This window comes from Stenotrophomonas sp. YJH_SMC_57 (genome assembly GCF_059369755.1).
On the sequence record NZ_JCAFSZ010000018.1, the window covers coordinates 12,538 to 36,001 of the forward strand.

At 68.9% G+C, this 23,464-nt stretch carries 19 protein-coding genes; 14 read left to right on the forward strand and 5 right to left on the reverse strand.

What is annotated here, in order from left to right; translation table 11 throughout:
- The first annotated feature begins 10 nt into the window (after nucleotides 1-10).
- The 3 genes from bioH to bioC are packed head-to-tail and all read left to right on the forward strand — an operon-like array spanning nucleotide 11 to nucleotide 2,496.
- Nucleotides 11-790 (forward strand): pimeloyl-ACP methyl ester esterase BioH, encoded by a 780-nt coding sequence (gene bioH / locus AC5P7U_RS19605; protein WP_495221372.1) that lies wholly within the window; start codon nucleotides 11-13, stop codon nucleotides 788-790.
- Nucleotides 791-819: 29 nt separating this feature from the next.
- On the forward strand, nucleotides 820-1,599 hold the full coding sequence (locus tag AC5P7U_RS19610) for an SDR family oxidoreductase (RefSeq protein ID WP_495221373.1): 780 nt from the start codon (nucleotides 820-822) through the stop codon (nucleotides 1,597-1,599).
- 12 nt (nucleotides 1,600-1,611) lie between these two features.
- Complete coding sequence (gene bioC / locus AC5P7U_RS19615; protein WP_495221374.1) at nucleotides 1,612-2,496, forward strand: malonyl-ACP O-methyltransferase BioC; 885 nt, start codon at nucleotides 1,612-1,614, stop codon at nucleotides 2,494-2,496.
- 534 nt (nucleotides 2,497-3,030) lie between these two features.
- On the opposite strand, the gene AC5P7U_RS19620 is transcribed toward bioC, so the two are convergent.
- Together AC5P7U_RS19620 and AC5P7U_RS19625 are read right to left on the reverse strand one after the other, a co-directional pair.
- Complete coding sequence (locus AC5P7U_RS19620) at nucleotides 3,031-3,663, reverse strand: YdcF family protein (RefSeq protein WP_312560973.1); 633 nt, start codon at nucleotides 3,661-3,663, stop codon at nucleotides 3,031-3,033.
- Entirely contained in the window at nucleotides 3,660-4,622 is a 963-nt protein-coding gene (locus AC5P7U_RS19625) for a pyridoxal-phosphate dependent enzyme (RefSeq protein ID WP_006475277.1), read from the reverse strand. The genes AC5P7U_RS19620 and AC5P7U_RS19625 overlap by 4 nt, the downstream gene beginning before the upstream one ends.
- Nucleotides 4,623-4,781: 159 nt before the next feature.
- Between AC5P7U_RS19625 and AC5P7U_RS19630 the strand changes: the two genes are divergently transcribed.
- Together AC5P7U_RS19630 and mnmG are read left to right on the forward strand one after the other, a co-directional pair.
- Nucleotides 4,782-5,273, forward strand: coding sequence for a hypothetical protein (locus tag AC5P7U_RS19630; RefSeq protein WP_495221375.1), 492 nt, complete (start codon nucleotides 4,782-4,784; stop codon nucleotides 5,271-5,273).
- A gap of 547 nt (nucleotides 5,274-5,820) precedes the next feature.
- A complete protein-coding gene (mnmG, locus tag AC5P7U_RS19635; RefSeq protein WP_197564629.1) occupies nucleotides 5,821-7,710 on the forward strand; it encodes a tRNA uridine-5-carboxymethylaminomethyl(34) synthesis enzyme MnmG in 1,890 nt (629 codons plus the stop codon).
- A gap of 190 nt (nucleotides 7,711-7,900) precedes the next feature.
- On the opposite strand, the gene smeC is transcribed toward mnmG, so the two are convergent.
- From smeC to smeA, 3 genes are read right to left on the reverse strand one after another with little or no spacing between them, the layout of a single operon-like run.
- Nucleotides 7,901-9,316, reverse strand: coding sequence for a multidrug efflux transporter outer membrane subunit SmeC (gene smeC / locus AC5P7U_RS19640; RefSeq protein ID WP_495221376.1), 1,416 nt, complete (start codon nucleotides 9,314-9,316; stop codon nucleotides 7,901-7,903).
- On the reverse strand, nucleotides 9,313-12,462 hold the full coding sequence (gene smeB, locus AC5P7U_RS19645; RefSeq protein WP_495221377.1) for a multidrug efflux RND transporter permease subunit SmeB: 3,150 nt from the start codon (nucleotides 12,460-12,462) through the stop codon (nucleotides 9,313-9,315). The genes smeC and smeB overlap by 4 nt, the downstream gene beginning before the upstream one ends.
- A 12-nt stretch (nucleotides 12,463-12,474) precedes the next feature.
- Nucleotides 12,475-13,671: a multidrug efflux RND transporter periplasmic adaptor subunit SmeA gene (gene smeA / locus AC5P7U_RS19650; RefSeq protein ID WP_197565014.1), complete on the reverse strand. Its 1,197-nt coding sequence runs from the start codon at nucleotides 13,669-13,671 to the stop codon at nucleotides 12,475-12,477.
- A gap of 117 nt (nucleotides 13,672-13,788) precedes the next feature.
- Here smeA and baeS point away from each other — a divergent pair, with 117 nt between their 5' ends.
- The 9 genes from baeS to AC5P7U_RS19695 all read left to right on the forward strand — a co-directional run bounded on the left by baeS (nucleotide 13,789) and on the right by AC5P7U_RS19695 (nucleotide 23,420).
- Nucleotides 13,789-15,192, forward strand: a complete 1,404-nt coding sequence (baeS, locus tag AC5P7U_RS19655) for a sensor histidine kinase efflux regulator BaeS (RefSeq protein ID WP_197565015.1) — start codon at nucleotides 13,789-13,791, stop codon at nucleotides 15,190-15,192.
- Nucleotides 15,189-15,893, forward strand: coding sequence for a response regulator (locus AC5P7U_RS19660; RefSeq protein ID WP_197565016.1), 705 nt, complete (start codon nucleotides 15,189-15,191; stop codon nucleotides 15,891-15,893). Before baeS ends, AC5P7U_RS19660 begins: the two co-directional genes overlap by 4 nt.
- 123 nt (nucleotides 15,894-16,016) lie before the next feature.
- The gene (locus tag AC5P7U_RS19665) at nucleotides 16,017-16,547 is read left to right on the forward strand and encodes a gamma carbonic anhydrase family protein (RefSeq protein WP_006475442.1); all 531 of its coding nucleotides are present in this window, start codon (nucleotides 16,017-16,019) and stop codon (nucleotides 16,545-16,547) included.
- A 123-nt stretch (nucleotides 16,548-16,670) separates the two neighbouring features.
- The gene (locus AC5P7U_RS19670) at nucleotides 16,671-17,360 is read left to right on the forward strand and encodes an RDD family protein (RefSeq protein ID WP_006475444.1); all 690 of its coding nucleotides are present in this window, start codon (nucleotides 16,671-16,673) and stop codon (nucleotides 17,358-17,360) included.
- Nucleotides 17,357-18,349, forward strand: a complete 993-nt coding sequence (locus AC5P7U_RS19675; RefSeq protein ID WP_197565134.1) for a stage II sporulation protein M — start codon at nucleotides 17,357-17,359, stop codon at nucleotides 18,347-18,349. The genes AC5P7U_RS19670 and AC5P7U_RS19675 overlap by 4 nt, the downstream gene beginning before the upstream one ends.
- Nucleotides 18,339-19,961: a DUF4129 domain-containing protein gene (locus tag AC5P7U_RS19680; RefSeq protein ID WP_495221379.1), complete on the forward strand. Its 1,623-nt coding sequence runs from the start codon at nucleotides 18,339-18,341 to the stop codon at nucleotides 19,959-19,961. The genes AC5P7U_RS19675 and AC5P7U_RS19680 overlap by 11 nt, the downstream gene beginning before the upstream one ends.
- Nucleotides 19,958-21,142 (forward strand): DUF4350 domain-containing protein, encoded by a 1,185-nt coding sequence (locus tag AC5P7U_RS19685; protein ID WP_197564952.1) that lies wholly within the window; start codon nucleotides 19,958-19,960, stop codon nucleotides 21,140-21,142. Before AC5P7U_RS19680 ends, AC5P7U_RS19685 begins: the two co-directional genes overlap by 4 nt.
- On the forward strand, nucleotides 21,139-22,125 hold the full coding sequence (locus AC5P7U_RS19690) for an AAA family ATPase (protein WP_197564951.1): 987 nt from the start codon (nucleotides 21,139-21,141) through the stop codon (nucleotides 22,123-22,125). Before AC5P7U_RS19685 ends, AC5P7U_RS19690 begins: the two co-directional genes overlap by 4 nt.
- On the forward strand, nucleotides 22,122-23,420 hold the full coding sequence (locus AC5P7U_RS19695) for a DUF58 domain-containing protein (protein WP_197564950.1): 1,299 nt from the start codon (nucleotides 22,122-22,124) through the stop codon (nucleotides 23,418-23,420). Before AC5P7U_RS19690 ends, AC5P7U_RS19695 begins: the two co-directional genes overlap by 4 nt.
- Nucleotides 23,421-23,464 lie beyond the last annotated feature (44 nt).

Genomic DNA, 23,464 nt, shown 5'->3' on the forward strand with positions numbered 1-23,464 from the left:
GTCGTTGCCCATGCATATTGAAGTGACCGGCCGTGGGCCGGACCTGGTTCTGATCCATGGCTGGGCCCTGCAGGGCGGTGTGTTCGCACCGCTGGTGCAGCGCCTGGCGGACCGGTTTACCCTGCATCGGGTCGATCTGCCCGGCCACGGCCATAGCCGCGACGACACTACGCCGCTGCGCCTGCCGTTCGTGGTCAACGCCATTGCCGCGGCCACGCCGCCGGCGGTGTGGTGCGGCTGGTCGCTGGGCGGGCTGTTCGCACTGCATGCGGCAGCAACGCTGCCGAAGGTGCGCGGGCTGGCGATGATCGCGGCCACGCCGCGTTTCGTGCGTGGCGAGGATTGGCCGCATGCAGTGGAACCGACAGTGTTCGAGCAGTTCGGGCGTGAGCTGGCCACCGACTTCGGCGGCACCCTGGAACGCTTCCTGGCATTGGACGTGATGGGCTCGGCACACGCCCGCGAGGAGCTGCGCACGCTGCGCCAGCGCCTGGTCGAGCGCGGTGCGCCCACCGAACGTGCGCTGCTGGAAGGCCTGCGCCTGCTGGAAAACACCGACCTGCGCGGCGCACTGCCGACGCTGGGCAAACCCAGCCTGTGGATCGCCGGCCAGCGCGACCGCCTGGTGTCGCCGGCCGCGATGCAGGCCGCCGCGGCGCTGGCCCCGCAGAGCCAGGCGTTGACCATCGCCCACGGCGGCCATGCGCCGTTCCTCGGCCATGCCGACGAGGTCGCCGCTGCCCTGCAACACTTCGTTGCCGGCCTGTCACCGGCCGATGGCGGACAATGAGCGCCTTCCGAACCGCGCAGGACTGACGCATGGATCTGGGTATCAACGGCTGCTGGGCACTGGTCTGCGGCGCAAGCAAGGGGTTGGGCCTGGGCTGCGCGCGTGCGCTGGCGAGCGAGGGCGTCAACGTGGTGATCGTGGCCCGGGGCGAAGCCGCCCTGCAGGCCGCCGCTGAAGAGCTGCGTGCCCTGCCCGGCGCTGCGGATGTCCGCGCGGTCGCCGCCGACGTCACCACCGAGGCCGGTCGCGCTGCGGCACTGGCCGCGTGCCCGCAGGTGGACATCCTGGTCACCAACGCCGGTGGCCCGCCGCCGGGCGATTTCCGCAGCTTCGAGCGCGACGACTGGATCGCTGCGCTGGACGCCAACATGCTGGCGCCGATCGCACTGATCCGCGCCACCGTGGACGCGATGATCGATCGTGGCTTCGGCCGCATCGTCAACATCACCTCCTCGGCGGTGAAGGCCCCGATCGACATCCTGGCGCTGTCCAACGGCGCGCGCAGTGGCCTGACCGGCTTCGTCGCCGGCCTGTCGCGCCGCACCGTGGCCCACAACGTCACCATCAACAACCTGCTGCCCGGCCAGTTCGACACCGACCGCCTGCGCGCCAACTTCGCCCACAGTGCGGGCAAGGATGGCGACGCCGGCGAAGTGGCCGAGCGCCGCCGCCAGCAGATTCCCGCCGGCCGCTTCGGCACGCCGGACGAATTCGGCGCCGCCTGCGCCTTCCTGTGCAGCGCACAGGCCGGTTACCTCACCGGGCAGAACCTGCTGATCGACGGCGGCGCCTATCCCGGTACGTTCTAAGAGACTTTCGCAATGCCGTCCCACTTCGATGCCCGCCACGTCCGCCGCGCGTTCGCCCGCGCCGCCAACAGCTATGACGCCGCCGCCGCCCTGCAGCGCGAGGTGCAGTCGCGGCTGATCGAGTCGCTGGACTACCTGGAGGCACGCAAGCCCGAGGTGGTGCTGGACATCGGCGCCGGTACCGGCCACGCCAGTGCACTGATGAAGAAGCGCTGGCCGAAGGCACAGGTGATCGCGCTGGACGTGGCATTGCCGATGCTGAACCAGGCCAAGCGCCAGGCCGGCTGGTGGAAGCCGTTCCAGCGCCTGTGCGGCGATGCGGCCGCGCTGCCGCTGGCCGATAACAGCGTGGACGTGATCTTCAGCAACCTGTGCCTGCAGTGGGTGGACGATTTGCCTGCGGTGTTCGCCGGGTTCCGCCGCGTGCTCAAGCCCGGCGGCCTGCTGCTGTGCTCGACCTTCGGCCCGGAGACGCTGGTCGAACTCAATGAAGCCTTTGCCGCCGCCGATGATTGCCCGCACGTCAGCCGCTTCGCACAGATTGCCCAGTTCGGCGATGCGCTGATGATGGCCGGCTTCCGCGACCCGGTACTGGACCGCGACCTGTTCACCCTGACCTACGACGATCTGCCCTCGCTGATGCGCGAACTGCGCGCGATGGGCGCCACCAACGCGCGGACGGACCGCCGCCACACGCTGACCGGGCGTGGCCGTTTCGCTGCGGCCGCCGCCGCATACGAGCCGATGCGCCGCGTCGACGGCAAGCTGCCGAGCAGCTGGGAAGTGATCTATGCCCACGCCTGGGCGCCGGACCCGGGTGCCCCGATCCGCGAAGGCGGGCATGACGTGGCTTCGGTACCGGTGTCGGCGATTCCGATCCGGCGCAAGCAGACCTGATCGAACGACCGCGAATCTGCTTTTTGGTAGGTGCCAACCTTGGTTGGCATAACCCATCAGATCGCGGTGCCGCCAGCCGTGTGCCGACCAAGGTTGGCACCTACCGATTCATGCACGCGCACCGCTCTGGTAGGTGCCAACCTTGGTTGGCACAACCCGTCAGCTCGCGGTGCCGCCGGCCGTGTGCCGACCAAGGTCGGCACCTACCGATTCATGCACGCGCACCGCTCTGGCAGGTGCCAACCTTGGTTGGCACAACCCATCAGATCGCGGTGCCGCCGGCCGGGTGCCGACCAAGGTCGGCACCTACCGATTCATGCACGCGCACTGCTCCGGTAGGTGCCAACCTTGGTTGGCACAACCCATCAGACCGCGGTGCCGCCGGCCGTGTGCCGGCCAAGGTCGGCACCTACCGATTCATGCACGCGCACCGCTCTGGCAGGTGCCAACCTTGGTTGGCACAACCCATCAGATCGCGGTGCCGCCGGCCGTGTGCCGACCAAGGTTGGCACCCACCAGAAGCGGGCTTCCGCCTCAGGTATTGGCCGGTGAACTCAGCGGCGGGCGCACCAGGTCGCGGTGGAAGAAATAGATCTCCTGCACCAGGAAACGCCAGCTGGTATGGAAACTGCGGAAGCGCGTGCTGGGCGTGGACGAGGCCAGTGCATCGATACCCAGCGCCTTGCTCAGGCGCAGCGCGCGCGCCATGTGCAGCGGGTCGCTGACGATGATCACGCGGTGCAGGTTGCGCTGATCCATCAACCGCTTGGCTTCGACCAGGTTCTGCACGGTGTTGCGCGAGGCGGTCTCGATCAGGATCGCGTCGTCCGGCACGCCGTGCTTGAGCGCATAACGCCGCGCCACCTGCGATTCGGAAAAGCGCGCGCCGGTGCCGCCATAGCCACCAGTGAAGATCAGCAGTGGCGCGTACTGGGCCTCATAGAGATCCAGGCCATGGCGGATGCGTTCTTCGAACACCGGCGACGGCTTGGCGTCATAGGCCGCTGCACCGAGCACGATGATGGCATCGGCCTTGGCCGCCTGGTCACGCTCACCCACCCAGACGATCCAGGCCGTCACACTCAACAGCCAGATCACCAGCACCACGAACAGCCGCCACAACCAGCCCAGCAGGCCGGTGCGGTGCCGCTGCCGGTCACGGCTCAAGGCGTCCCCCAGCGCAGCGCTGGCAGGTCGACATTGCCGCCGGACAACACCAGGCCCACGCGCAGCCCGGCAAACCGCTGCGGCTGCCCCAGCACTGCGGCCAGCACGGTCGCCGAGGAAGGCTCGACCACCTGCTTGAGCACGTCCCACAGCAGGCGCATCGCCGCCAGCGTGGCCGCGTCATCGACCACGATCACTTCCGCACCCGCCGCGCGCAGCAGCTCGAAGTTGGGGGCGCCGATCAGGGTACGCAGGCCATCGCAGATCGTATCCGGGGTGAAAGCGCCCTGGCGCGCGCCAGCGGCCAGCGAGCGTGCGGTGTCATCGGCGCCGGCCGGTTCGGCCAGCACCAGCCGGGTCTGCGGGCTGGCATGCTGCAGCGCCAGCGCGGTACCGCTGGCCAGGCCACCGCCCCCCACCGGCACCACCAGTACATCGAACGGGCCGTCGCTGTGCAGCAGTTCCAGCGCCGCAGTGCCCTGTCCGGCCATCACCGCCGGATCCGCATACGGATGAACCAGGGTCGCGCCGGTATCGGCCTGCACCTTGGCGCAGGTGGCCTCACGGTCGGCGATGGTCGGCGGGCAGCGCCAGAGCGTGGCACCGTGCCGGGCGATGTTGGCCAGCTTGGCCGCCACTGCACCTTCGGGCACCACCACGTGGCAGGGAATGCCGCGGGTGCGCGCGGCCAGGGCCAGCGCGGCGCCATGATTGCCGGAGGAATGGGTGACCACGCCGGCACTGGCGCGATCGGCATCGAGCGACCACACCGCGTTGCAGGCGCCGCGGAACTTGAATGCGCCGCCACGCTGCAGGTGCTCGGCCTTGAACGCCAGCGGTGCGCCGGCCAGCGCATCAAGCGTGCGCGAGCGCAGCACCGGGGTCACGCTGGCATGCGGCGCGATCCTCGCGGCAGCAAGCAGGACGTCGTCGGCGCGGGGCAACAGTGAATCGCTCATGACGCAAGATTAACGTATGCCCCCGCGCTGGCGACCGGGGCACACGTCATGCCAGCATGCAGCCCTTCACCTCCATTCATCCTGGCCGGCGGAATTAAGGGCCGATTCAATGCCCGCGCACGAAGCTGACTACACACCCGTCCTCTGGGGGGACCCACCATGAAAATGCGCTTGATGCTTGCCGGTGGCCTGATGCTGGCCCTGACCGGCTGCGCCACCTACGACTATGTCGGCGGTGGCCGGGGCGGCGGCTACTACCACGGTGCGCCGTCGGTGGAGTACCGCTACCCGGCCGGCTATCCCTACAACTATGGTTACCCGTACTACGGCGGCTACGGCGGCTATTACGGCGGCTATGGCAATCCGTACTACTCGCGCCCGATCTACCGGCCGCCGCACAACCATCGGCCGCCGCCGCGCCCGCCGGGCAACGGTGGCGAGAACCGCCCGCCGCCGCCATCGCGTCCGTCGTACAACGGTGGCTCGCCGTGGCGGAACATGGACTCGATGCGTCGCCCGCCGCAGTCCAGCGTGCAGCCGCCGGCGCCCGCGCCGCAGGCCCGGCCAGCCCCGGCGCCGAGCGCGCCGAGGATGAACGGCTCCCCTTGGCGGAACATGGATCGTGCGACGCAGCGCACACTTGAGCGCTGAACCATCTTGCATTTCACACGGTCCAAGCCGCACTCTACGCGGGCAGTGACGACCCGCGTCACAATGTGACAAAAACGACACAGGCCGCCGCAAAAAGCTCTACGTCGATATCCGACAGGAACATCTGGATCCCCCCTGTTCCGGCCCTGTCGGATGTCGGCACCTCTGAAGGCAGACGGCCCCGCAATGCGGAGCCGTCTGTTTTGTTGGGTCGCCAACCGGCAGAGCCCCAGCGCCAGTAGGTCCACGCCATGCGTGGATGGCGCCCTGCCGGCAGCCGCAAAAAAACAGGGCCGGACAGTCCCCCGACTGCCGGCCCCCTGCTTCCCCACCGTGCGCCTGTACCGGCCCCTGTTCCAATTCCGGTCACCGGCGCCTGCGGCGCCAGCCACGGTGGGTGCTATTGGGTTATCTGCAAAAATCCTGCCAACTTTAGGGCTGATTTCGATGCCGGCCGGCCGGCGCCGGCGCCGCGGCCCCGAATGGCGCTAAAATCGCCACCCCGGCGCCGCCCCGGCCGCGCCCGCCCCCAGCTGAACAGCCCCCCATGAACCCGTCCTTCCATCGTTACGACGTCATCGTCATCGGCGGTGGCCACGCCGGCACCGAAGCCGCGCTGGCCGCGGCCCGCACCGGCGTGCGCACCCTGCTGCTGACCCACAACATCGAAACGGTGGGTGCGATGAGCTGCAACCCGGCCATCGGCGGCATCGGCAAGGGCCACCTGGTCAAGGAGATTGACGCCCTCGGCGGCGCGATGGCGCATGCCGCCGACCGCGCCGGCATCCAGTGGCGCACGCTCAACGCCTCCAAGGGCCCGGCCGTGCGCGCCACCCGCTGCCAGGCCGACCGTAACCTGTACCGCATGGCGATCCGCGCCATCGTCGAAGGCCAGGCCAACCTGACCGTGTTCCAGGCCGCCGTCGATGACCTGGTCATCGAAGGCGACGCCGTGCGCGGGGTCATCACCCAGACCGGCCTGCGCTTCGACGCCGAGGCCGTGGTGCTGACCGCCGGCACCTTCCTGGCCGGCAAGATCCATGTCGGCCCGACCCAGTACGCCGCCGGCCGCATGGGCGACCCGCCGGCCACCACGCTGGCCGCGCGCCTGCGCGAGCGCCCGTTCCAGGTGGACCGCCTGAAGACCGGCACGCCGCCGCGCATCGACGGCCGCTCGCTGGACTACAGTCTGATGGACGAGCAGCCCGGCGACACGCCGCGGCCGGTGATGTCCTTCCTCGGCTCGGTGGACGAGCATCCGCAGCAGGTCAGCTGCTGGATCACCCACACCACCGAACAGACCCACCAGATCATCCGCGACGCGCTGCACCGCTCGCCGCTGTACAGCGGCCAGATCGAAGGCATCGGCCCGCGCTACTGCCCCTCCATCGAGGACAAGGTGGTGCGCTTTGCCGAGAAGGCCAGCCACCAGATCTTCGTCGAACCCGAAGGCCTGGGCATCGTCGAGATCTACCCCAACGGCATCTCCACCTCGCTGCCGTTCGACGTGCAGCTGGAGATGGTGCGCAGCATCCGTGGCTTCCAGAACGCGCATATCACCCGCCCCGGCTACGCGATCGAGTACGACTTCTTCGATCCGCGCGGCCTGAAGGCCTCGCTGGAAACCAAGCTGGTCAACGGCCTGTTCTTCGCCGGCCAGATCAACGGCACCACCGGCTATGAAGAAGCCGCCGCGCAGGGCCTGCTGGCCGGCCTCAACGCCGCACGCCAGGTGCGCGGGCTGGACGGCTGGTGCCCGCGTCGCGACGAGGCCTACCTGGGTGTACTGGTGGATGACCTGATCACCCACGGCACCAACGAGCCGTACCGCATGTTCACCAGCCGCGCCGAGTACCGCCTGCAGCTGCGCGAGGACAACGCCGACCAGCGCCTGACCCCGGCCGGCCGCGAAATGGGCCTGGTCGATGACCGCCGCTGGAGCGCGTTCGAAACCAAGCAGGCTGCGGTTGCCGCCGAGCGTGCACGACTGGGCGCACTGTGGGCGACCCCGGCCAATGCGCTGGGCCGCGAAGTGCAGGACACGCTTGGCGTGGCTGTCAGCCGCGAAACCAACGTGCTGGACCTGATCAAACGCCCGGAGCTGGACTACGCGCAGCTGATGCAGGTGCCGTCGCTGGGCCCGGCCGTGGCCGACGGCAAGGTGGCCGAGCAGGTGGAGATCGGCGTGAAGTACGCCGGCTACCTGGACCGCCAGCGTGAGGAGATCGAGCGCCAGCAGCGGCATGAAGCCACGCCGATTGCCGAAGCCTTCGACTACGCCACGGTGCGCGGGCTGTCGGCCGAAGCGCTGCAGAAGCTGGAGCGCGTGCGCCCGCAGACCATCGGCCAGGCGCAGCGCATCCCCGGCATGACCCCGGCGGCGATCTCGCTGCTGCTGGTTCACCTGGAGCGCGCCCGCCGCGGCCGCGTGGCGTAGGCAGCACCGTCCGCATCTGGTGGGTGCCGACCAAGGTCGGCACATGACTCTGCCCTGGTGGGTGCCGACCTTGGTCGGCACGAATCATCCGATCGCGATGCTGCATGCATTTGTGCCGACCAAGGTCGGCACCCACCAAGGCCTCCCGCCCCGGTAGATCCACGCCATGCGTGGATGAGCACTGCACGCATTACCGTGCGTCGGCGCCCCCGCCCAGCACCTTGAACAACGTCACCCGGTTGCCCGCCTCCTGCTGCTGCAGGGCGATCAGGTCCTGCTGCGCGGCATACAGGCTGCGCTGCGCATCCAGCGCCTGCAGGTAGCCGTCCAGCCCGGTGCGGTAGCGCGCGTCGGCCAGCGTGTAGCTGCGCTGGCTGGCGGCTACCAGCGCACGCTGCGCGTCCATCTGCGTGGCCAGGTGATCACGCGTGGCCAGCGCATCGGCCACTTCACTGAAGGCCTGCTGGATCGCCTTCTCGTACTGCGCGATGCCGATGTCCTTGCCGATCTTCGAGGCATCCAGCGACGCCTTCAATGCACCCGCGTGGAAGATCGGTGCGGTGATGCTGGGTGCGAACGACCAGCCGCGGGTGCCGGCCGAGAACAGCGTCGACAAGGCGGTAGAGCTGTGGCCGTAGTTGGCGGTCAGGGTCAGCGTCGGGAAGAACGCAGCGCGCGCTGCTCCGATATCGGCATTGGCCGCCTGCAGCGCGTGTTCGGCTGAAAGCACATCCGGGCGCTGCAGCAGCACGCTCGACGGCAGTGTGGCCGGCAACGGTGCCAGCGCCACGCTACCGTCAAGCGCCTGCGCGGTCGGCAGCAGGGCCGGATCCAGCGGCGACCCCACCAACAGCTGCAATGCATCGCGATCCTGCGCCTGCTGGGTCTGCAACTTGGCGAGCGCGCCGCGCGCGGCTTCCACGCTGGTCTGGACCTGCGACAGGTCCAGCCCCGAGGCCAGCCCCTGTGCACGGCGGGCCTCGGTGCGCTGCAGGGTCTGCTGCTGGCTGTCCAGGGTCTGTTGCGTGAATGCCAGCGACTGCCCATCGGCGGCCAGCGCCAGCCAGGCCGTCGCCACTTCGGCCACCAGGCTGGTGCGCGCCGCACGCTGGTTCTCGGCACTGGCCAGCCAGTTCTGCAGCGCCTCGTTGCTCAGGCTGCGGATGCGCCCGAACAGGTCCAGCTCCCAGCTGCTGATACCGACCTGCACGGTATCGGCTTCGGTTAACTGGGTGGCCCCGGTCTCACTGTTGGCATCGCTCACGCGCGAGCGGGTGACGCTGCCACTGGCGTCCACCGACGGCAGCCATGCCGCACGCTGGATACGGTACTGCGCCCGTTCCTTTTCCACCTGCAGCACCGCCACGCGCAGGTCGCGGTTGTTCTGCAGCGCCAGCGCGATCACCTGCTGCAGGCGCGGCTCCACGAACACCTCGCGCCAGGCCGGCATCGCCAACGCCGGGTCGGTCTCGCCCGTTGCAACATTGCCGAACTGCGCCGGCACCGGCGCCTCGGGGCGCTGGTAGCGCGGCGCCATGCTCACGCAGCCGCCCAGCACGGTGGTCATGGTGGCGGCCGCCAGGGCGCGCAGCAGCATCGGCTTCATGGGCTTGCCTCCGGGGCAGTGGCTTCGGCCGGCGCGCGGCCCGGGAACAGGCGGCGCACCAGCAGGTAGAACAACGGCACGAAGAACATGCCCAGCACCATCGAGGCGACCGTGCCGCCGGCCACGCCGGTACCCAGCGAACGGCGCGCGGCCGAGCCGGCACCGGTGGCGAACACCAGCGGCAGCACACCCATCAGGAACGCCAGCGAGGTCATCACGATCGGCCGCAGCCGCAGGTAGACCGCCTGCAGGATCGCCTCGCGGGTGCTCTTGCCCTGCTGTTCGAGGATGCGCGCGAACTCGACGATCAGGATGCCGTTCTTCGCCGCCAATCCAATCGTGGTCAGCAGGCCGACCTGGAAGTACACGTCGTTGTTGAGGCCGCGCAGGTTCATCATCAGTACCGCACCGAACACGCCCACCGGTACCGCCAGCATCACCGCGAACGGTACCGCCCAGCTTTCATACAGCGCGGCCAGGCACAGGAACACGAACAGCAGCGAGATGGCATACAGCATCGGCGCCTGGTTGCCCGACAGCTGTTCCTGGTAGGCCATGTCCGACCAGGCGTGGCTGAAGCCCTCCGGCAAGGTATCGGCCAGGCGCGCGATCTCGGCCATCGCCTCGCCGGAGCTGACACCCGGCGCTGGCTGGCCGGTGATTTCCATCGCCGACACATCGTTGTAGCGCTGCAGTGCAGCCGGTGCGCTGGTCCAGTGCGTGCTGATCAGCGACGACAGCGGCACCATCTGCCCGGCCTGGTTGCGCACGCTCCAGCGCTCGATGTCCTGCGGCTGCATGCGTGCTTCCGCCGTGCCCTGGATGAACACCTTCTTGATGCGACCCTTGTAGATGAAGTTGTTGACGAAATCGCCGCCCAGCGCGGCATTCAAGGTGTCATTGACGTCCTGCGGATTCACGCCCATGGCCTGTGCCTTGGCATCGTCCACCTTCACCGCGTACACCGGCGCGTCTTCCAGGCTGGCGTAGCGCACGTTGACCAGCTTCGGATCCCTGGCAGCCTCCTTCAGCAGCGTGTTGCGTGCGGCCACGGCGGCGGCATGGCCGGCACCGCCCTCGTCCTGCAGTTCCAGGGTGAAACCGCCGGCATCGCCGAGGCCGAGGATGGCCGGCGGCGAGGTGATGAACACCTGCGCGTCGGGCACGCTGGCCATGGCCCGGGTCAGCCGCGCGGCGATGGTATCGGCATCGTCCCTGCGGTCGTCCCAGTCCTTCAGGCGGATGAAAGCCTGGCCGACGTTCTGGCCGCTACCGGTGACACTGAAGCCGGCGGTGGCCTGGATCGACAGCACGCTGTCGTCCTTCACCGCGGCGGCACTGAGGCGATCCATCACCGCACGGGTCTGCTCCAGGGTGGAGCCGGCCGGCAGCTTCACCAGCGCGTTGAGCATGCCCTGGTCCTCATCGGGCAGGAACGCACCCGGCAGGTGCCACAGCAGCAGGCCGGTGGCCACGCTCAGTACCAGGTAGAACAGCACGCCCAGCATGCGCCGGCCAAGAAATCCATCCACACGGCGACGCAGCCCATTCGACGTGCGCTCGAAGCGATGGTTGAACCAGATGAAGAACTTGCCCAGCAGGCTCGGTTCGCCGCCGTGGTCGCCGTGCGGGTGCCCGCCCTTGGGGATCTGATGCAGGATGCTGCCGCACAGGGCCGGCGTGATGGTCATCGCCACCAGCACCGACAGGATCATCGCCGCGGCGATCGTCACCGAGAACTGGCGATAGATCACGCCGGTGACACCGCTGAAGAACGCCATCGGCAGGAACACCGCGGTCAACACCAGCACGATGCCGACCAGCGCGCCGGTGATCTGGCCCATGGCCTTCAGCGTGGCTGGCTTCGGCGCCAGCCCTTCGAAGGTCATCACCCGCTCCACGTTCTCCACCACCACGATGGCATCGTCCACCAGTAGGCCGATGGCCAGCACCAGCGCGAACATGGTCAGGGTGTTGATGGAATAGCCGAACGCGGCCAGCACGCCGAACGTACCCAGCAGCACCACCGGCACCGCGATGGTCGGGATCAGCGTGGCCCGCCAGTTCTGCAGGAACAGGTACATCACCAGCACCACCAGGATGATCGCCTCGACCAGGGTGATCACCACTTCCTTCAGCGAGATGGTCACGAACGGGGTGGTGGTGAAGGCCACGTGGGCGGTGTAGCCATGCGGCCAGTATTTCTGCAGCTGCTGAAGCCGTGCATCGATGGCCTTGGACACGGCGATGGCATTGGCACCGGCATTGAGCTCGATGCCCAGCGAGGCCGACGGCTTGCCGTTGAAGGTACTGATGCTGTCGTAGCTCTCCGGCCCCAGGCCGATCGTCGCCACGTCGCCCAGGTGCACGACGCTGCCGTTGGCATCGGCCTTGAGCACCACCTGTGCGAACTGCTCGGGGGTGTGCAGGCGGCTGCGCGCGGTCACGGTCGCGTCCAGCTGCTGGCCCTTCAGTGCCGGCTGGCCACCCAGCTCACCGGCCGACACGTCGGTGTTCTGTGCCTGCAGTGCGGTCTCGATGTCCGACGGCATCAGCGCGTACTGGCGCATCTTTTCCGGGTCCAGCCAGATACGCATGGCGTATTCCTGGCCGATCGGCTGGATGTTGCCGACGCCGCTCACGCGGCTGATCTGGTCATCGATGCGCGCTTCCATGAAGTTGGCGACATCGAAGTTGTCCATGCTGCCGTCTTCGCTGGTGAACGACAGCACCTCGAAGATCGAACCACTGGACTTGGTGATGGTCAGGCCGTTCTGCTGCACTGCCTGCGGCAGCGTGGCCATCGCGGCCTGCAGCTGGTTCTGCACCTGTACCTGCGCCGTATCCGGATTGGTGCCGGTGGCGAACACCAGGTTGACCTGCGCCGAGCCGTCGGAAGCACTGGTGGAGGTCATGTACATCAGGTGGTCCAGGCTCTGCTGGGACTGTTCGATGACCTGGGTGACCGCGTTTTCCACGGTCTGCGACGAGGCGCCGGTGTAGGTGGCGCGGATGGTGATGGTGGGCGGGGCGATCTGCGGGTAGCGGTCCACCGGCAGGATCAGGATCGCAAGCAGGCCGAGCAGGCTGACCGCGATGGCGATCACCCAGGCGAAGATCGGCCGGTCGATGAAGAAACGAACCATGCGCGGCAGGCCTCAGTGCGACTTTTCGTCGGTGTTGCCGTTCGGGTCGATCGCCGGCATTGCTGCCAGCTGCGCGGTGGTGGCCGCCACCGCCTTCACCTGCTGGCCCAGCGCTACCGCGCTGCCGTTGCTGACGATCACCCGCTCGCCGGCCTTCAGGCCCTGCGTGATCTGCCACTGGTTGCCCACCACCTGGCCGGTGCTGACCCGGCGCTCGATGACGTGGTCCTTGGCGTCGAGCAGGCGCAGCAACGGCTCGCCGCGCTCATTGCGCACCACCGCCTTCTGCGGCACCAGCAGCGCGCGCGCATCGGTGGCCATCGGCAGCACCGCCTTCAGGTACATGCCCGGCAGCAGCAGGCCATCCGGGTTCGGAATGACCGCGCGCAGCACCACGTTGCCGGTACCCGGATCGACCGCGCTGCCGACGAATTCCAGCGTGCCTTCATGGGCATAGGTGCTGCCATCCTCCAGCACCACCTTCACCTGTGCCTTGCCATCAATGGCCTTCACCAGGCCGGCATCGAGCTGCTTGCGCAGCGCCAGCATCTGCGTGCTGGACTGGGTGACATCCAGGTACACCGGGTCCAGCCGCTGGATGGTGGTCAGCGCGGCGTCCTGGCCCGCGGCGACCAACGCGCCGGCAGTGACGCTGGAGGTGCCGATACGGCCGTCGATCGGTGCGGTAACCCGCGTGTAGTCAAGGTTGATGCGGGCGGCCTGCAGCGCAGCGCGCGCAGCGATCACATTGGCCTGCGCCTGCTTCAGCGCAGAGGTCGCATCGTCGGCATCCTGCTTGCTGGCCGCGTCCATGCTCACCAGCGCGCGGGTGCGCTCGGCCTTCGGTTGCGCCGACAGCACGGTGGCCTCGGCCTGGGCCAGCTGGCCACGGGCGGTGTCGAAGGCCGCCTGGTACGGCGCCGGGTCGACCTGGTACAGCAGTTGACCGGCCTTGACCTGCTGGCCTTCGGTGAACAGCCGCTGGCGGATCAGTCCACCGATCTGCGGCCGCACCTCGGACACTTCGAACGGCACTGCGCGGCCGGGCAGGGTCTGCTGCAGCGCCAGCGGCTGCGCGCTGGCGGTGATGACGCCCACTTCAGGCGTGGGGGGCGCTTCGGTCCTGCCGGCGGAACAGGCGGCCAGGGCCAGCAGCAGCGGCAGCAGCAGGGGATGGGAAGAACGGGACAGCGGGCGCAGGAGTGACATGGGGGGCGTGGGAGCCTTGCGTTGACCCGGGCACGCTGCCGTGGAACTGTGCAGAGAATATGGAGATTGTGCGACCGGCTCAGCTGGCGCTTGCTTTCAGCGCCGCATGCGCCGCTAATGGCCCCCGCGATGGCGAAGATTCGACTCAAATTCGGCCTGACCGCGAAGACCTTCCTCGCGATCTTCACTGCCTGCCTGCTGGTGCTGGCAGTGAACGGCATTGCCAGCCGCGTGGCGTTCCAGACCGGGTTCCTGGACTACCTCAACGATCAGGGCGACCTGCGCATGCAGCGGCTGATGCCGCACCTGCAGCGCGAATTCCGCGAGCACGGCGGCTGGGACCACCTGCGCGGTGACAGCGATCGCTGGGCGCGGATGCTGCGCCCGGACCTGGCGCATGGGCACGAAGGGCCGGTGCCACCGCTGTCCGACCAGACCGGCGTTCCGTCGCGGCTGGGCCTGTTCGATGCACGGCACCGCTACGTGGCAGGCAACCCCGACGCGACCAGCGATGACGAGCCGCACGCGGTGCAGGTGGACGGGCACACGGTGGGCTGGCTGGGCATGGTGCCGTTCCAGACCGTCATCGCCACCAACGACCTGAACTTCTACAACACCCAGATGCGCGCCTGGTGGGTGATCGGCATCTCGCTGCTGCTGGTGACGGTGCTGCTGGCCTGGCTGGTGTCACGCGCGCTGCGCCAGCGCCTGGCCAAGCTCGCGGCGGCCACCCACCGGCTCGCCGCCGGCGACTACGCCACCCGCATCGAGCGCACCAGCGACGACGAACTGGACGCACTGGTCAACGACTTCAACCGGATGGCGCAGGCGCTGGACGACACCGAGCGCAACCGCCGTGCCTTCATCGCCGACATCTCGCACGAACTACGCACGCCGTTGGCGGTGGTACGTGCCGAACTGGAGGCGATCGAGGACGGCATCCGCCCGCTGGACCGTGCCAATCTCGGTGCCCTGCAGGGCGAGATCCGCCAGCTGGGCAAGCTGGTCGACGACCTGCACGACCTGTCGATGACCCAGTCCGGCGGGCTGGCCTACCGCTTCGCCCCGCTGGACCTGGTGGCGCTGCTGCGCAGTGAGCTCAATGGCATGCGCGTGCGCTTCGCCGCAGCCGGGCTGGCACTGGAAGAAGCGCTGCCTGCCACACCGCTGCAGGTATCCGGTGACGAGCGGCGCCTGCAGCAGGTGCTGGCCAACCTGCTGGAGAACGCGCTGCGCTACACCCATGCCGGCGGCCACGTACTCGTGCAGGCCGCACGGGTGCCTGCCGGCGTACAGCTGATCGTGGAAGACACCACACCGGGCGTACCGGCGGAAAAATGTGCGCTGCTGTTCGAGCGCTTCTACCGGGTGGAAAGCTCGCGCAATCGCGCCAGCGGTGGCAGCGGACTGGGCCTGGCCATCAGCCACAACATCGTTCTTGCCCACCACGGCCAGATCCACGCCGAGCCCTCGCCGCTGGGTGGGCTGCGCGTGGTCATCACCCTGCCGGAGCCTGCATGAGCACCTCCCCCGCCAGCACATCGCCCGACGCACCGGCGAAGATTCTCATCGTCGAGGACGAACCGCGCCTGGCCGCCGTGCTGCGTGACTACCTGGCCGCAGCCGGGATGGTCAGCGAGTGGGTGGATGATGGCGGCCAGGTGATCGACGCCTTCGCGCGCTACCAGCCCGATCTGGTGCTGCTGGACCTGATGCTGCCGCAGCGCGATGGCGTGGATCTGTGCCGCGAGCTGCGCGCCAGCAGCGACGTGCCGGTGATCATGGTCACTGCGCGGGTGGAGGAGATCGACCGCCTGCTGGGGTTGGAGATCGGCGCCGACGACTACATCTGCAAGCCGTTCAGCCCGCGCGAAGTGGTGGCGCGAGTGGTGGCGGTGCTGCGCCGCTGCAGGCCGGACCCGGCCGCGCGCACCAACAGCGGCCTGCACATCGACGAACCGGCCGCGCGCGCCACCTGGAACGGCAAGGGCCTGGACCTGACCCCGGTGGAGTACCGCCTGCTGCGCACCCTGCTGGCCACGCCCGGCCGGATCTGGGCACGCGATGAACTGCTTGATCGCCTCTATCTGGACCACCGCGTGGTGGTCGACCGCACCGTCGACAGCCATGTGCGCAACCTGCGCCGCAAGCTGGCCGACGCCGGCATGGAAGGCGAACCGATCCGTTCGGTGTACGGGATGGGCTACAGCTACGAACCGTAACCGGTAGTGCCGGCCGCTGGCCGGCAATCGCGGAAATCCATGAGGTTGCCGGCCAGCGGCCGGCACTACCGGTGCCTCTGCCGCGTATCATCGTCGCGAATGCCCTGCTTTCCGGAGACACCGATGAACCCGCTGCGCCCCTTCCGCGACAAGATGCCCGTCCTCGGCGAGCGCGTGTACATCGATCCGGCCTGCACCGTCATCGGTGACGTCGAACTGGCCGACGACGTGTCGATCTGGCCGGGCACGGTCATCCGTGGCGACGTCAACTACGTGCGTATCGGTGCGCGCACCAACGTTCAGGACGGCACCATCATCCACGTCAGCCACCACAGCCCGTACAACAAGGCCGGCTACCCGACGCTGATCGGCGAGGGCGTCACCGTCGGCCATGGCTGCATCATCCATGCCTGCACGATCGGTGATTACAGCCTGATCGGCATGGGTGCCTGCATCCTCGACGGAGCCCGGGTGGAGCGCCACGGCTTCGTCGGTGCCGGTGCCGTGATCGGCCCGGGCAAGGTGGTCGGCGAGGGCGAACTGTGGGTCGGCAATCCGGCGCGGCCGGCGCGCACGCTGAGCGACAAGGAGATCGAATCGCTGCACTACTCGGCCGACCACTACGTGCGGCTGAAGGACGAATACCTGGGCTGAGCGGCCAACGCCGCCATGCGGCTCTGCTAAAGTCTGGGCCCGACCAGGATCTGTCGAGACCCCCATGCCTGTGGCTGCCTGCCGGAGAGGACTCCGGCGCCCACATCGAAGGCCTTCGCACTGATGGCCGCACCGATGCTCGACACCTACCGCGAGGTGGTGACGCCGGAGGGCGTGCTGCTGCAGTTGCCGGCGGCCGGGCCGCTGCCGCGGGCGATGGCCTGGCTGGTCGATCTCGGCGTGCGCGTCGCCGTGCTGGTGCTGATGTCGATTCCGCTGGCGCTGCTGGACACGTTCGGCTCGGGCCTCTACCTGGTGCTGATGTTCCTGGTCTACTGGGCTTACCCGATCGTCTGCGAGGCGCTGTGGGGCCGCACCCTCGGCAAGCGCGCGCTGGGCCTGCGCGTGCTGTCCCGCGATGGCGCACCGGTGGGCTGGATGGCATCGATCACCCGCAACCTGCTGCGTACCGTGGACATGCTGCCGTTCGGCTATGCGCTGGGCCTGGTCAGCAGCCTGTTCGACCCCCATGGCCGCCGCCTTGGCGACCTGGTCGCCGGCACGGTGGTGGTGCATGCGCCCGCGCTGTACCTGCCGCCGCCGCCGACCATCGACAGCGTGCTGGCCCCGCCGCAGCCGCTGCGCCCGGATGAACAGGCGGCGTTGATGGCCTTCGCCGAACGCGCGCCCCGACTGTCGGCGGCGCGCCAGCAGGAACTGGCCGGAATCGCCGAGCCGCTGACCGGCGCACAGGGCCAGATCGGCGTGCTGCGCCTGTATGCCATGGCCAACTGGTTGCTGGGGCGGCGATGAAGCAGGAGCAGTTCGTCGCCCGCTACCAGCAGGAGTGGCAGGACCTGGAGCAGTGGCTGCTGCTGCGTGCCGGTGCCTCGCGCCGCGCCCGCCGCAAGGCCAGCGGCCTGGCACTGGATGACACCGCCTTCCCGCAGCGCTACCGGCGCCTGTGCCAGCAGCTGGCGCTGGCCCGCGAGCGCGGCTACAGCCCACAGCTGGTGCAGCGCCTGCAGCAGCTGATGCAGCAGGGCCACAGCGTGCTGTACCGCACGCGGCCAACGCGCTGGCGCGCCGCGCTGGAATTCCTGGTGGCCGACTTCCCGCTGCTGGTCCGCAGCCAGGCGCGCAGCATGTGGGTGGCGCTGGCGATGTTCGCGCTGCCGGCACTGGCCTGCTTCGTGCTGGCCCAGGTCTATCCGGACCTGATCCACATGCTGATGGACAACCGCCAGATCGCCGCGATGGAGCGCATGTACGACCCCGCCGCCGAGCGCCTGGGCCGCGACAGCGGTACCGACTGGATGATGTTCGGCCACTACGTCATGAACAACATCAGCATCGCCCTGCGCACCTTCGCCAGTGGCCTGCTGGCCGGGCTGGGCACGCTGCTGGTGCTGTCCTTCAATGGCGTCACCATCGGTGCGGTGGCGGGCCACCTGCAGCACATCGGCTACGGCGGCCCGTTCTGGCGCTTCGTGGCCGGGCATGGCGCGTTCGAGCTGACCGCCATCGTTATTGCCGGTGGCGCCGGACTGCAGCTGGGCATGAAGCTGCTGGCACCGGGCCGGCGCAGCCGGCTGGATGCGCTGGTCGACGGCGGCCGCATCGGTGCACGGCTGTGCCTCGGCGTAGCCTTCATGCTGCTGGTCGCCGCCTTCATCGAAGCGTTCTGGTCATCGATCGCCGAAGTGCCGGCATGGGGCAAGTTCAGCGTGGCCGGCGTGCTGTGGGCTGGCGTAATGCTGTGGCTGTGGCGTGGCGGACGCGGAGCCGGCGATGCGCATTGACCACCTGGACGTGGTGCTGCGCGCACGCAGCAGCTGGGAAGCCATGGAGCTGGGCAGCGCCCTCGCCCGCCGTCACGCGCGTGCGGTGTGGGGCAGCTGGCTGCTGGCCAGCGCGCCGCTGTTCGTGGTCTTCAACGCGCTGGGCTGGTGGCTGGATGCGTTCGGCTGGGCCTGGCTGGCGATGTGGTGGTGCAAGCCGCTGTTCGAACGCGCGCCGTTGTACGTGCTGTCACGCGGCATCTTTGGTGAACCGGTGGGCACGCTGGCGGCGCTGCGCGCGCAGCGCCACTGGGGCGGTACCGGCTTCTGGGGCTACCTGGGCTGGCGCCGCTTCAGCGTGCTGCGCAGCCTGTGCCTGCCGGTGAACCTGCTGGAAGGCAACGCACCGGGCCAGCGCGGCCCGCGCCGTCGCGCGGTCGCGGCCGGCGCCGCAGGTGCAGCGACGGTGCTGACGGTGACCTGCCTGGCATTCGAAGCGGTGCTGGTGTCCGGCGCGATCGGTGCGGTGTTCATGTTCATGCCACTGGACCTGATGTCCGAATCATGGCGCGCGGCCTGGGACATGATCGGCCGGAACACGCCGGCGTGGGCCCGGCTTGGCTTCAACCTGGCGTGCTGGCTGGCCTCGGTGCTGGTCGGGCCGTTCTTCGTCGGTGCCGGCTTTGGCCTGTACTTGAACCGGCGTACACAGATGGAAGCCTGGGATGTGGAAATCGCCCTGCGCCGCCTGCGTGATCGACTGCTGCCGGCGGCGTCGACACTGGCCCTGCTGCTGTGCCTGACGCTGCCACTGGCTTGCGCACCGGTGCACGCGCAGGACGCAGACGCCGGCCCCGGACGTGCAATGGGCAAGCCCAGTGCCAGTGACATCTCCGCCGAGGAAGACGACAACCAGCCGGCCATCGACCCGTCCAACACGCCGGCGATGATCTTCGGCGACACACCGGTGGATACCGCCGGTTTCCGCCAGGCGGTGAACCGTGCCTACGAAGACCCGCTGCAGCACCCCACCCGCCAGGTCACGCACTGGAAGCCGATCGAGCAGGCCGAGGAAAAGAAGAAGGAAGACAAGCAGCTGCAAGGCGACAGCGGCAACAAGGCCGAGCGCAAGGCACGCAAGGACGGCATCGCCTGGCTGGCGCGACTGGCCGAGTGGGGCCTGTGGGGCCTGCTGGGCATCCTGTTGCTGGTGCTGCTGCTGACCGCGCGGATGTGGCTGCCCTGGCTGCGTGGCAGTGGCCGGCGCAAGGCCGGTACCGCGCCGCCGGTGGTTGAAGAGGCGGTGGAACTGCCCGCGGTGCTGCCGCCGGACGTGGCCACCCAGGCCGGCCTGCTATGGGACCAGGGCCGGCCACGGCAGGCGCTGGCCCTGCTCTACCGCGCCAGCGTACGCACCGTTGGCGAGCGCAGCGGCATCGCGCTGCCCCCCGGCGCCACCGAGGCGCAGTGCCTGCGTGCCTCACGGCGCATGCCGGAGGCCGCCGACCGTGACCTGTTCGCGCGCATCGTGCGCATGTGGCAGTTCGCCGCCTATGGTGGCCGCCTGCCCAGCCGCAGCGACTTCGACGCGCTGGCCGACACGCTGCGCCAGCAGTACGGATGGCAGGCATGAGCCCGCGCCTGTTCTGGTCGTTGCTGCTGGGCCTGCTGGTGCTGATCGGCGTGCCACTGACAATCCTCTACCTGCGCACCCACGAACGGGTGACCGAGACGCTCACCCTGCCGCCGCAGGGCGAGGCCAGTTACAACCCGCTGTACGTGCTGGGCCAGGCGCTGCGCGCCGACGGCATCGAGGTGCATTCACGACCACGGCTGGACCTGCAGCAGATGACGCTGGGGCCGCACGACACGGTGGTGCTGCTGCAGGACAGCAGCGAACTGCCGGCACCGAGCGTGAAACCGCTGCTGGACTGGGTCGACCGCGGCGGGCACCTGCTGGTGCGCACACCGCCCCCGGCGGAGGACGATACCGGCAGCACGCAGGGACCCTTGCTGGACCAGTTGGGGGTGGACAGCCTGTTCCAGCGCAGCGACTGCCAGCCGTTCCATATCGACGACGACAGCGGTCACAGCGAGTTCTGTGGAGGCCGCCGCTTCACGCTCGGGTTTGCCGCGCGCACACAGGCCGAACGCCGCTGGGGCGGTGACCGCGACCTGGTGTTCGCGCGCCTGCGCCATGGCCAGGGCAAGGTGAGCGTACTGGCCGACATGGAGTTCATGCGTGGCGATGTCGACACACCCGCCGCACGGCTGGGCGCCGCTGCGGGCACGCCCAGCGATGGCCTGCACGATCCGGCCCACCGCGACCTGACCCGCTATCTGCTCGATCCGAACTACGGCAGGGGTGCGGTCTGGCTGGTCTACGCCGGACGCCCGCCGTCGCTGTGGGCGCGCCTGTTCTACCACGGCTGGCCGCTGTGGGTGCCGCTGCTGCTGGCCCTGCTGGGTTGGCTGTGGGGCCGCTCGCAGCGCTTCGGCAGCCTGCAGCCGTCGCCGCTGCTGGAACGCCGCTCGCTGCTGGAGCACGTGCGTGCCAGCGGCGAACTGCTGCTGCGCTTCGGCCACGGCGCGCGCCTGTACGACGCCGTGCTCGCCCTGTTCCTGCACCGCCTGCGCCTGCGCGCGCCGGTCGCCGCCGCACTCGACGGCGCACCGCGCGAGCAGGCCATCGCCGAGCTGCTGAAGTGGCCGCAGGGCCGCGTCGCCAGCGCGCTCACACCCCCACCGCCGCACGATTCCTCCGCCCTGCGCGAGCGCATCCGCTTGCTGCTCCAGATGAGATCCCTGCTATGACCGAAGTGCCCGAGCTGCCGGCGGCCGCCAACGCCCGCCTGATCGAACGCGTCGACGCCATCCGCGATGCCGTTGGCCATGCCTTCATCGGCCAGGCCGATGTGCTGGACCAGATCCTGGTGGCGCTGCTGGCCGGTGGCCATGTGCTGATCGAGGGCGTCCCCGGGCTGGGCAAGACCCTGCTGGTGCGTGCGCTGGCACAGGCCCTGGAACTGGATTACGGCCGCGTGCAGTTCACCCCCGACCTGATGCCCAGCGACGTCAGCGGCCACGCGGTGTACGACCCGAAGAGCGAGAGCTTCAAGATCCGCCGCGGCCCGGTGTTCACCAACCTGCTGCTGGCTGATGAGATCAACCGCGCACCGGCCAAGACCCAGTCGGCGCTGCTGGAAGTGATGCAGGAAGGCCAGGTGACCATCGAAGGCAAGGCGTTCACCCTGGCGCCGCCGTTCATGGCGTTGGCCACGCAGAACCCGCTGGAGCAGGAAGGGACCTATCCGCTGCCGGAAGCACAGCTGGACCGTTTCCTGTTGAAGGTGCTGATCGACTACCCGCAGCTGGAAGACGAGAAGCGCATGGTGACTGCGATCACCAGCGGCCGCGCCGCCAGCGATTTCGACCTGAGCCAGGTGCCGCGCGTGCTCGGCGCGGGCGAGCTGCTGGAACTGCAGCAGGCCACCGCTGCCATCACCGTCGACGACGAAGTGATCGACTATGCGGTGCGGATTGTTGCCACCACGCGGCAGTGGCCGGGGATCGCCGTCGGTGCCGGCCCGCGCGGCAGCATCGCACTGGTGCGTGCGTCTCGCGCGCAGGCGGTGCTGGCCGGTCGTGATTTCGTCACGCCGGATGATGTGCGCGACATCGCACGCCCGGCGCTGCGGCACCGCATCGCGCTGGCCCCGGAACTGCAGATCGAAGGCCAGGACGCCGACGACGTGCTGGGTGCACTGCTGGCCAAGGTGGAAGCACCGCGCCGATGAGGCCATCGCCGCTGCTCCTGGTACTGCTGCTGGCCTGGGCCGCGCTGGGCGGACTGGTGCTGGGCGGGCTGCTGCCGCGCTGGGGCTGGGCGCTGGCCGCACTGGCGATCGCCCTGCCGGCACTGTGGGATCTGTGGCGGCAGACACGGCGACCTTCGCCGCAGGTGCAGCGCGAGCTGCCCGAGGCGCTGGCGCTGGGCGTACGTCGCGAGGCTGCACTGCGGCTGCAGGCAGATGCATCGATGACGGTGCAGGTGTTCGACCTGGTGCCGGGAGGCTGGCCACTGGAATCGCTGCCGCAGCGCGTACAGCTGCAGGCCGGCAGCGCCTCCACCCTGCACTATCACCTGCAGCCACTGCAGCGCGGGCACTTCCACTTCGAAGGCGTGCATCTGCGCATGCGCTCTCCGTGGCGGCTGTGGTGGCAGCAGCGCACCGTGCCACCGGCATTGGACGTGCGCGTCTATCCGAACTTCGTGCCGCTCACCCGCTTCGCTCTGTTCAGTGCCGACCAGGCCTCGCGGCTGGTCGGTGCACATGTGAAACGCCGTCGTGGCGAAGGCACCGACTTCCACCAGATGCGCGAGTACCGCGTCGGTGACAGCCTGCGCCAGCTCGACTGGAAGGCCACCGCGCGTGCGCGCAAATTGATCTCGCGCGAATACCAGGACGAAAAGAACCAGCAGCTGCTGCTGATGCTCGACAGTGGCCGGCGCATGCTGGCCAGCGAAGGCGGGCTCTCGCACTTCGACCATGCATTGAACGCCTCGCTGGTGGTGGCCTACCTGGCCCTGCGCCAGGGCGACGCCGCCGGCCTGTTCGCCGCCGGTGGCGAGCGCCGCTGGGTGGCGCCGCAGCGCAGCATGGGCACGGTCGAGCACCTGCTGCGCGCCAGCTACGACCTGCAGCCGCGCGCAGTAGCCACCGACTATCTGGCTGCCGCCACCGAGGTATCGCTGCGCCAGCGCCGGCGCGCCCTGGTGATGCTGGTCAGCAACGTGCGCGACGAGGACATCGAGGACCTGCTGGCAGCCGTTCGCCTGCTGCAGCAACGCCACCTGGTGTGCGTGGCCAGCCTGCGCGAGCGTGAGCTGGACGCTGCGCTGGAGGACGAGGTGCAGACGCTGGAGGATGCCGCTCAGGCTGGCGCCGCTGCGTTGTACCTGCAGCAGCGCGCGAAGGCACACGAAGCGCTGCGCAGCGAGAAGGTGATGGTACTGGACGTGACCGCCGACGCTCTGCCCGCTGCGCTGGTCGAGCGTTACCTGGCAGTGAAGCGCGAAGGATTGCTCTGATACCCACAGCGGCCGGCACGACCGGCACATCGCCCTGGTGGGTG